This is a genomic window from Streptomyces hainanensis (genome assembly GCF_004348415.1).
Classification (GTDB): Bacteria; Actinomycetota; Actinomycetes; order Streptomycetales; family Streptomycetaceae; genus Streptomyces; species Streptomyces hainanensis.
Genome location: NZ_SMKI01000428.1, coordinates 1 through 6,736 on the forward strand (window position 1 = coordinate 1; position 6,736 = coordinate 6,736).

At 72.4% G+C, this 6,736-nt stretch carries 7 protein-coding genes; all 7 read left to right on the forward strand.

Annotated features, from left to right (window positions below; translation table 11 throughout):
- Positions 1-145 precede the first annotated feature (145 nt).
- Complete coding sequence (locus tag E1283_RS29055; protein ID WP_132821148.1) at positions 146-670, forward strand: flavin reductase family protein; 525 nt, start codon at positions 146-148, stop codon at positions 668-670.
- A complete protein-coding gene (locus tag E1283_RS29060) occupies positions 667-1,575 on the forward strand; it encodes an MBL fold metallo-hydrolase (protein WP_132821149.1) in 909 nt (302 codons plus the stop codon). The genes E1283_RS29055 and E1283_RS29060 overlap by 4 nt, the downstream gene beginning before the upstream one ends.
- Positions 1,576-1,580: 5 nt before the next feature.
- Positions 1,581-2,768 carry an amidohydrolase family protein gene (locus tag E1283_RS29065; RefSeq protein ID WP_132821154.1) on the forward strand — a complete coding sequence of 396 codons (1,188 nt, stop codon included), beginning with the start codon at positions 1,581-1,583 and terminating at the stop codon, positions 2,766-2,768.
- Between the two features lie 107 nt (positions 2,769-2,875).
- Positions 2,876-3,622, forward strand: coding sequence for an ABC transporter ATP-binding protein (locus E1283_RS29070; RefSeq protein ID WP_132821150.1), 747 nt, complete (start codon positions 2,876-2,878; stop codon positions 3,620-3,622).
- Positions 3,619-4,494: an ABC transporter permease gene (locus tag E1283_RS29075; RefSeq protein ID WP_132821151.1), complete on the forward strand. Its 876-nt coding sequence runs from the start codon at positions 3,619-3,621 to the stop codon at positions 4,492-4,494. Before E1283_RS29070 ends, E1283_RS29075 begins: the two co-directional genes overlap by 4 nt.
- A gap of 57 nt (positions 4,495-4,551) precedes the next feature.
- The gene (locus E1283_RS29080; protein ID WP_132821152.1) at positions 4,552-5,727 is read left to right on the forward strand and encodes an ABC transporter substrate-binding protein; all 1,176 of its coding nucleotides are present in this window, start codon (positions 4,552-4,554) and stop codon (positions 5,725-5,727) included.
- Positions 5,727-6,736, forward strand: a 1,010-nt coding sequence (locus E1283_RS29085) for an FAD-binding oxidoreductase (protein WP_132821153.1), incomplete at its 3' end; no start/stop codon positions are given. The genes E1283_RS29080 and E1283_RS29085, both read left to right, overlap by 1 nt.

Sequence of the window (6,736 nt, forward strand, 5' to 3'; positions counted from 1 at the left end):
GGGCGGGGCGGACGGAACACGGAACGGGCCGGACAGGATTTACCCAGCCGAAACACCCGAACCCTATGGTCGATGTTGATGGGATGAACATTACTACTCCGCTACGTCCCGTCCCAACTATTCGTCCCCAGCCTAGGGAGCCCGCATGCCGTCGGCCATCACCGATCGCTCCGTCGCCCCGGCCGATGCCGCCTTTCTCGCCGCCATGGCCGCGCTCGCCGGCGGCGTCTGCGTCGTCACGACGGCCGACCCCGAGGGCCGGCCGGTCGGATTCACCAGCACAGCCGTGATGAGCCTGAGCCGCTCGCCCCAGCTGCTCGCCATCGGTGTCGACCAGGCCAGCCGGACCCTGCCGGCGCTGCTCGGCCGCGGCCGGTTCGCGCTCAACATCCTGCGGGCGGACGGCGAGAGCGTCTCCCGCCGGTTCGCGGACCGGACGGCCGACCGTTTCGCGGGGCTGGCCTGGACCACCGACGAGTGGGACGTGCCGCTGCTCACCGCGTACAGCGCCGCGGTGCTGAGCTGCCAGGTCGCCCGGGACGTGCCCGCCGGGGACCATCGGCTGATCACGGCCTCGATCCGGCGCATCCTGCCCGGTGCGGAGGACGGCGGCGCCCTGGTCCACCTGGGCCGCCGCTACCACCCGCTCCCCGTGCGGTCCGCCCGATGACCGGCCGCCGGTGGTTCGCCGTCCGGGAGACGGCCCCCGGGGTGTTCCTGATCGCCGAGCCCGGCCACGTCAACAGCTACCTCGTGCTGGGCGACGACCTCGCCCTCCTCTACGACACCGGGATGGGCATCGGCGACATCGCGGGCGAGGTCCGCGCGCTGACCTCGCTGCCACTGCTCGTCGTCAACTCCCATCACCACTATGACCACCGGGGCGGCAACGCGTCACTGCTCGGCGTCGCCCGCGACTTCGCCGTGCACGCCGAGGGCGCAGAGTCGCACGGTGCGCCCGCGCCGCGCGAGTGGCTGGAGTCGTACGCGCACATCGCGCACGGCCTGCGGGAGAAGTACCAGGCGCTGCGCGCCCTCGACATCGAGGCGTTCTTCCTCACCGACAGCCGGGTCGAGGTCCGTCCGGTGCCCGAGCTGAGGCGCTGGCGGATCGAGGCGGTCCGCCCGACCAGGCTGCTGCACGAGGGCGACACGCTCGATCTCGGCGGGCGCCGCCTGCGGGTCCTGCACACCCCGGGTCACTCGCCGGACGGCCTGTGCCTGTGGGAGGCGGACAGCGGGCTGCTGCTCGCCGGGGACACCCTCATCAGCGGCACCTTCTTCGCCCATGTGCCGGGGGCCGACGTGCCCGACTTCGCCGCCTCCACCCGCCGGCTGGCCGAACTGCCGGTCAGGACCGCGCTGCTGGGCCACAATCTCCGCCACCGGGAGTCGGGCGGCTTCGTGGTCGACGTGGCGGAGGCGTTCGCGGCGGTACGCGACGGCCGCACCCGCCCGGTGGTCGCCACCGACATGTTCGGAACGGCGGCCTGGCGCCATGACTTCGACGGCTTCGCCGTCTTCACCGCGCTCCGGGCGACCACGCCGGGAAGTCCGGAAGGAGCGGGCCGGTGACCGCGATGCTGCTGCGCGGGGCCCTGCTGCCCGACGGCTTCCCCCGCGATCTGCTCCTCGACGGCGGCCGGGTGGTCCGGGTCGCCCCGCCGGGAACGCTGCCCGCCGGGCCGGCCGAGACCGACCTGACGGGCTGTCTGTTGCTGCCCGCCCCGGCCGAGCCACACGCCCACCTGGACAAGGCCCACACCTGGGACCTGGCCGGTGCCCCGCCCTGCGACCTGCCGTCGGCCGTGGGTGCCTGGCGCGACTACGCGGAGCGGGTCACCGAGGAGGACGTGGCGCTGCGCGCCCGCCGGGCCCTGGACGAGCTGGCCATGAACGGGGCGACCGCCGTGCGCACCCACGTCGACATCCTGCCCGGCGACGACCCGCTGCGTGGGCTGCGGGCGATGCTGCGGCTGCGCGAGGCCGTGCGCGGCAGGACCGAGTTGCAGATAGCGGTGCTGCACCTGGACGCTCCGGACGCCGTGCTGCGGGAGGCGTTCGCGCTGGGCGCCGACGTGTTGGGCGGCTGCCCGCACCTGGCGGCCGACCCGGAGGCGGCCGTCGAGCGAGCGGTGCGGCTCGCCGGGGAGTTCGGCGTCGGCGTCGATCTGCACGCGGACGAGAACCTGGATCCGGCCTCCCGGGATCTGCGGCTGCTGGCGGCGGCGGTACGGGGCGCGGGGTTCTCGCTGCCGGTGACCGCCAGCCACTGCGTCAGCCTGGGCGCGATGCCGGACGAGGAGGCCGCGCGGTTGGCCAAGGACGTCGCGGGGGCGGGCATCGGGGTGGTGACGCTGCCGCTGACGAATCTGTACCTCCAGGGGCGCGGCCACGCCGCTCCCGTGCCGCGCGGGCTGACGGCCGTACGCGCCCTGCTGGACGCGGGCGTCACGCTCGCCGCCGGCGGCGACAACGTGCGCGATCCGTTCAATCCGGTGGGGCGCGCCGATCCGCTGGAGACCGCGGCGCTGCTGGTGGCGGCGGGACATCTGACGCCGTCCGAGGCGGTGCACGCGGTGACCGCCGGGGCCCGTGCCGTGCTGGGGCTGCCGCCGGCCGGACCGTTCGAGGGCGCCGTCGCCGATCTGCTGGCCGTGCGCGCCGGTTCGCTCTCGGAGGCACTGGGGGCGGCCTGTCCGGATCGCGTGGTGTTCCGGGCGGGACGGGTCGTCAGCCGTACCACGGTGGTCCGCGAACTGGCCTGAAATCCGGGGATCGACACTGCGGTGAAACTGCCGAGAAACAATCGATGTTCATGATATCAACATTCGGCGTTCCGGCCGAAACCGAGACGAGAGGAGGAAGTGGAGACATGTCCGTCATGGTGGAAACGGCGCTGCGCTTCAGCGGCGTCGACAAGCGCTTCCCCAACGGCACCCTGGCCCTCACGGGCGTCGACCTGTCCGTCGCGGCGGGTGAGTTCGTCTCCGTGGTCGGCCCCTCCGGCTGTGGCAAGTCCACCCTGCTGCGGCTGGCCTCTGGCCTGGACTCCCCGACCGCGGGCACCGTTCACGCCCGCGGCGACTCGGTGGGCTTCGTCTTCCAGGACGCCACCCTGCTGCCCTGGCGCAGCGTGCTGGCCAACGTGGAGCTCCCCGCCGAACTCGCCGGGACGCCCAAGCCCGAGCGCCGGGAGCGCGCGCGGGAGGTCCTGGAGCTGGTCGGCCTCGACGGCTTCGAGAAGCAGCTTCCCGGCCAGCTCTCCGGCGGCATGAGAATGCGCGTCTCGCTCGCCAGGGCGCTGGTGACCCGGCCCTCGCTGTTCCTGTTCGACGAACCGTTCGGCGCGCTCGACGAGATCACCCGGCTGCGGATGCAGGAGGAGCTCCAGCGGATCCTCTCGGAGCAGGGATTCTCCGCCCTGTTCATCACCCACTCCGTACCCGAGGCGGTCTACCTCTCCAACCGGGTCGTCGTGATGTCCGCCCGTCCCGGCCGCGTCACCGCCTCGTTCGACGTGCCGTTCCCCCATCCCCGCCCCGCCGACCTGCGGTACGAACCGGCCTTCGCCGCGATAGCCGGCGAGGTCTCCGCCGCCCTACGAGGAGGTGCCAGGTGAGCGCCCAGACCGTCGGCCCCACGGTGTCCGCGCCCGAAGCCCACGACCCTCCCGCGATCTCGACGGCTCCCGCCGCGGACCGCGCGCGCCACGGGTGGGTCACCTCCCTGGCGCCGCTGGGCTCGCTGCTGGGGGCGCTGGGAATCTGGTACGTCGTCAGCTACGTCGTACTGCGGCCCGAGCGCCGCTTCCTCGTTCCCCCGCCGCACCAGGTGCTGAGCGTGAGCTTCCTGGACTGGTCCCATCTGGAACCGATGCTGTCCGCCCTGGCGCTGACCGCGCGGGTCTCGCTCATCGGGCTCCTGCTGGCCTCCACGCTCGGCGTCCTGGCGGCCGTCCTGATGAGCAGGGCCCGCCTGCTGGAACGCGCGCTGTACCCGTACGCGGTCATCCTGCAGACCGTGCCGATCCTCGCCATCGTGCCGCTGATCGGCCTGTGGTTCGGATTCGGCTACACCAGCAGGACCGTGGTGTGCGTGATCATCGCGCTCTTCCCCATGATCGCCAACACACTGTTCGGACTGCAGTCCGTCGACCGCGCCCACCACGACCTCTTCACGCTGCAGAAGGCGAGCCGCTGGGACCGGCTGCGCAAGCTCGAACTCCCCGCCGCACTTCCCGCGATCTTCACCGGACTGCGCACGTCGGCGGGATTGTCGGTGATCGGCGCCATCGTCGGGGACATGTTCTTCAAGCAGGGCAGCCCCGGCATCGGCACCCTGCTCGACGTCTACCGGGCCCGGCTCCAGTCCGAGGACCTGTTCGCCGCCATCATCCTGGCCTCGGGGTTCGGTGTCGCCGTCTTCGCCCTCTTCACCTTCCTCAACCGGCTCGCGGTCGGATCCTGGCACGGCTCCGCCACGGACCGCTGACGTTCCCGCATCCGCACACCGGCCTCCCATCCCCGCCGCGCCTCCCCGGAGTTCGCCATGTCCTTGCCCAGACGCGCCCGCACGACGGTCGTTCTCTCCGCTTTCTCCGCATTCACCCTGTGCGCCGCCACGGCCTGCGGTGACGGCACACAGCCCGCCGCCTCCGGCGAAGCCATCGAGTCCGCCCCGTCGGAGCTGCGCCTCGACGGCGTCTGCCCGGACACCGTCGTGCTGCAGACCGACTGGGAGCCCGAGGCCGAGCACGGCCCGCTGTACAACCTGCTGGGCCCCGGCTACCGCGTCGACTCCGACCAGAAGCGCGTCGCCGGCCCCCTGGTGATCGACGGTCAGGACACCGGCGTCGAGGTGGAGGTACGGGCCGGCGGAGCGGCCATCGGCTACCAGAGCGTCGCCTCCCAGATGTACGTCGACGAGAGCATCACCCTGGGCACCGTCACCACCGACGGCGCGATCACGGCCGCCGCCGACCAGCCCGTGACGGCCGTCATGGCGCTGATGCGGAAGAGCCCGATCATGCTGATGTGGGACCCGGAGACCCACCCCGACTGGGAGACGGTCGCGGACATCGGCGAGACCGACGCGAAGGTCGTCTACGTCGCGGGCAACAGCTACGCCTCGATGCTGGTGGCCGACGGCCTGATCCAGGAGAGCCAGCTCGACGCCAGTTACGACGGCTCGCCCTCGCGGTTCGTCTCCGACCCCGGCATCGCCCAACAGGGCTTCGCCACCGCCGAGCCGTACATCTACGAGCACGAGGTCGGCGCCTGGAACAAGCCCGTGGAGTACCAGCTCCTGGCGGACGTCGGCTACACCGTCTACCCGCAGGCGCTCTCCGCCAGGACCGGCGCACTGGAGGAGCTGAGCCCCTGCCTGGAGCGGCTGGTGCCCGTCCTCCAGCGCTCCGCCGCCGACTTCGCGGCCGACCCGGGGCCGACGGTCGACCTGATCTCCGAACTCGTCACGGAGTACAACACCGGCTGGGTGTACTCCCAGGAGACCGGCGCGTTCGCCGCCGAGGAGATGGTGAACCTCGGCATTCTCGCCAACGAGGCCGACGGCAGCATCGGCGGCTTCGACATGGAGCGCGTCGAGCGGATCCGCCAGGACTTCACGCCGCTGATCACCGAGAGCGGGGCCACCGTCCCCGACGACCTGACCGCGGACGACCTCGCCACCAACCAGTTCATCGACCCCACGATCGGTATGGAGTAATGGCCGCCCACCCCAAGCCCTCCACCCTGTCAGCCGACGAGGTGCGCCGGCTCACCGAACTCGTCGCCGACGAACGGCAGGTCTCCGCCACGCCGGCCGGCACCAGCACACCGGGCATCGAGGACTTCTGCCGCGAAGCGGCCGGGCTCCTCGGCGCGGACGCCGTGATCCGGGACGACACATCCCTGGACAAGGCGTCCGCGGACTGGGCCCACATGTCCCCGATCCTCGCCGCGAAGCTGCCCGCCGGCCGCGCCGAGGTGGTGCTTCGGCCCACCCGGCACGAGCTCGTCCCCGCCGTCGTCGCCCTCGCCCACCGCCTCCGTATCCCGGTCACCCCGCGCGGCAAGGGCACCGGCAACTACGGGCAGGCCATTCCGCTGCGCGGCGGTGCCGTGCTGGACCTGACCGCCTGCAACCGCGTACTGGACGCGGGAGACGGCTGGATTCGCGCCGAGGCGGGCGCCAAGATGTCCGACCTGGAGGCCCACGCCCGCTCGCTCGGCCAGGAACTGTGGATGTTCCCCTCCACCTTCGGCACCACGCTCGGCGGCTTCCTCGCCGGCGGCAACGGCGGCACCGGCTCCCTGTCCAACGGCACCAACGGCGACGGCTTCGTCGAGGAGTTGACCGTGGTGCCCTGCACCGCGGAGGCCGAGCCGTTCACCGCCCGGAACGAGGACGCCCTGCCGTACATCCACGCCTACGGCACCACCGGCGTCATCACCACGGCCACCGTGCGCCTCCAGCGGGCCCGAACCTGGACCGGCCTCTTCGCCGCCTTCGACGCCTGGGAGTCCGCGACCGCCGCCCTCGCCGCCCTGGTACGGCTCGAACCGGCCCCACGCCTCGTCTCCATGGACGAGCCGGGTCTGGTGCGCACCTTCGCCCCCGACCCGGCGCTGAACCCGGACGCACTCAGCCTGCGGGCCATCGTCGAGGAGCACGCCGAGCCCGAGGCACGCGCCCTGATCGCACGCCACGGGGGGCGCGTCCTGGAAACCCGCCC